We start from the raw sequence: 3,115 nt of genomic DNA on the forward strand, positions 1-3,115 counted from the left end.
GGGTGGGCCGGGCCGCTCGGGGCGGTGACGCGGTCGAGGGGATGGTCGTCCTCGGTGAGGGCGCGGGCGGGGTCGACGACGCCCCAGCCGATGTGGCGGTCGCGGCCGGCGGCCGGGCGTTCCGCGGTCTGCTCGATCTGGGCGACCACCTGGTGCTGTTTCCAGTCGGGGTGCTTGGCGCGGATGAGCGCGGCGACCCCGGCGACGTAGGGGGCGGAGAAGCTGGTGCCGTGGTCGACGCACTGTCCACCGCCGGGGACGGTGGAGACCATGTCGACGCCGGGCGCGGCCACGCCGACGAAGTCGCCGGACTGGGAGAAGTACGCCCGCTCGTTGTTGCGGTCGGAGGCGCCGACGGCGAGGACGCCGGGGTAGGCGGCCGGGTACGTGGCCCTGGCCTGGCCGTCGGCGCCGTCGTTGCCTGCCGAGGCGACCACGACGACGTCGTGGGCGAGGGCGTACTGGACGGCCTGTTCCAGGTCGGAGTCGGGGCGCAGCGGGGTGGCGGTGTCCTGGGAGATGTTGATGACGCGGGCGCCCGCGTCGACGGCCTGCCGGATGCCGACGGCGAGGGTGCGGGAGGTGCCGGTGCCCTTCTCGTCGTTCTGCCGGATCGGGATGATGACCGACTCGGGGGCGATGCCGACGAACCCGCTCGCCGGGGAGGGGCGGGCGGCGATGATGCCGGCGACCTTGGTGCCGTGGCCGACGGGGTCGACGGTGGCGCCCGCGGGTCCGGCGAGTCCGGCAGGTCCGGTGGGTCCGGTTCCGGTGGCGGGGCCCTGACCCGCCGGCTGGCCGGGGTCCTTGGCGCCGGTGAGCAGGTCGGTGCCGCTCCTGGCGTCGACGGCGTCCTTGAGCTGCGGGTTGAGGTTGTCGACGCCGGTGTCGATGACGGCGACGCGGACGGGGTTGCCGCGGCTGTCCTTGCCCCGGGTGTCCTGCCAGAGCTGGTCGAGCAGGACGCGCTGGAGCGACCAGGGGGTGCCCTTGATGGGTTTGGCCGGGTAGGTGCACTGGCCGCTGCCGTCGAGGGCGACCGGCGCCGGGGCCACCATCGGGACGGCGAGTGCGGGCGCCGCCCCGGTGGTGAGGGCGGCCCCGGTCGTGAGGGTGGTCAGCAGGGTGGCGGAGAGGAGGGTCCGCGTGCGCTTACGGGCGTTCACGGGCGTTCCTCACGAACCCTGCGGCTGCTTGGCGCTGTTGGTGTCCAGCCGTGGCCCGGTGGGCAGGAACTGGGACCAGTTCGCGGGGACGGGCACGGGGTCGACGTCCTTGTAGCCGAGCCGGACGCGGGCCTGGTCGGCCTCCGGCACCGCCGGCTGCTCGCCGGGCCGGGCGTCGGCGGGCTCCTCGCCGATCCTCGACTTGGCGGTGGCGCTGTCGCTGTTGGACTGGACGGCGTAGCGCAGTCCGGTGTCGGTGACGAGGAAGACCGTGCCGCTGTGGGTCTGGCGCCCGGTGACCTGGCGGTAGAGGAGGCCGGAGCCGGGGGTGACGTAGGCGCTGGTGGCGCCGTCGGGGATGGTCGCGGGGTAGTCCTTGCCGGTCCAGACGCCGAGGCCGGGGGTGCCGGATGCGTCGAGGCCGCCGAAGAGGGAGCAGACGGTGCCGCCGCCGGCGAGGGGGTCGCCGGCGGCCGCGAGGCGGGGCACCTGGGCGGGCCAGTGGTCGCCGCCGTGGAACTCCTCGGCGTCGGGGGTGAAGTCGGCGGCGCTGACGCGCTCGGGGGCGCCGGCCTGGCCGAGGGGGGCGAGGTCACGGCTGCTGAGGAGGAGCTTGGCGACGAACTCCGAGACGCGGGCGACCTTGCCGGGCAGCACGACGTAGTGCTGGGTGGTGGCGCCCGTGGGGGCCTGGAGGATCATGCCGACACGGTTGGCCCTGGGCTTGAGGGTGGGGACGCCCGCCGGTTCGCCGACGCGGCCGCCGACGGTGGGGAAGGTGAGGGGCGTGCCCTCGCCGAGGGTGCCCAGCCACTCCTTGGTGACGTGCTGGGGCTGGGCGCCGTCGGGGAAGAGGGCGCGGAGGAGGACGCTGCGGTCGGCGGGGTCCTGGTGCTGCCAGTCGGTGCCGCCGATGAGGTAGCGGATGCCCTTGGGGTCGACGAGGTAGCGGGCGTCGTCGGGCCCCTGGACGTAGAGGGCCTGAGCGCCGCGCAGGCGTCCGGCGCCGGTGAGCGTCCTGGCCTTCGGGTCGTTCGCGGAGAAAAGGAAGACCGCTTTTTGCGTGGTTTTCCCATTACCCCCGGGTTGTTGGCAGACGGCCCACTGTTTCGGTTTGCCCGCTTGGGTCGCCGTGGGCATTCGGTCCGGTGCGTACGGAATGCCGAGAGTGGGGCCGCGCGGAATATGTCCGTCGTCGAGCTCGGATTCCCGGACCTTGATCACTCCCGCCTTGCCGGGGGCGAGGAGCAACCGGGCGGAGGCGAGATTGAGGACGGGGTGGAGCTGCTTCCTGCCGTCCGTCCTCAGCACGACGTAGCGGGTGGTGGAGTCGCTGCCGACGATGACGTGGGCGGCGACGTCGTCCCATCCCTTGGGCGCCACGGGCCGGAACACTCCCCAGGCGCCGAAGCCCGCGACGAGCAGGGCGCCGATGACGACGCCGGGCAGGACCGTGCGCAGCGGACGCGGGGCGCCTTCCTCGGAACCGGTGGGCGAGGGCTGAAGAAAAGCGGCAACCGTCCGTTTCTTCGCGAAGGTGTAGGCGTTGAGTTCGTCCCGCCGTGATGCCATCTCGAGCTGTTTCTCCCCCGTTTTCGCCGTGACTTCCCTCGGTCGCCAGGCGTCGCCCTATCGGGCCCGGTGTCGTACCGAGCCTCTACTATGCCCGTAAGTGATCGACACCTGTCGCCGGGGGAGGGCTCCCGAGGCGGCATCCGATTTCCCGGCGGTGTATTCCGGGATGTGCGAGGGGGCTTGACGGGTCGTGGCTGCCATGGCGCGCGTACGGACCGGGAGGGGCCCGGAGTCCGGTGCGCGGACCGCCGGTCCCGGGGGTGGTGCCGAGGGCGGTGCCGGAGGCGTCGTGCCCCGGCCGGCGCCGGGGCACGGGGCGCTGGGGCCGGTCCGGCTGTCGCAGCTGGTGCTGCTGGAGCTCGCGGCGGCCGTGG

General features: G+C 73.6%; 2 protein-coding genes and 1 pseudogene. 1 reads left to right on the forward strand and 2 read right to left on the reverse strand.

What is annotated here, in order from left to right:
- Window positions 1-1,058: type VII secretion-associated serine protease mycosin (gene mycP / locus K6I33_RS33595; RefSeq protein ID WP_229358556.1), on the reverse strand; the 1,058-nt coding region annotated here is incomplete at its 3' end.
- Window positions 1,059-1,175: 117 nt separating this feature from the next.
- On the reverse strand, window positions 1,176-2,738 hold the full coding sequence (gene eccB, locus K6I33_RS33600; RefSeq protein WP_229358554.1) for a type VII secretion protein EccB: 1,563 nt from the start codon (window positions 2,736-2,738) through the stop codon (window positions 1,176-1,178).
- A 193-nt stretch (window positions 2,739-2,931) separates the two neighbouring features.
- Here eccB and K6I33_RS33605 point away from each other — a divergent pair.
- Window positions 2,932-3,115 (forward strand): annotated as a pseudogene (locus K6I33_RS33605) (type VII secretion protein EccE); the annotation flags it as partial.

Origin of the sequence: Streptomyces sp. UNOB3_S3, assembly GCF_020740895.1 — a bacterium.
Lineage (GTDB): Bacteria > Actinomycetota > Actinomycetes > Streptomycetales > Streptomycetaceae > Streptomyces.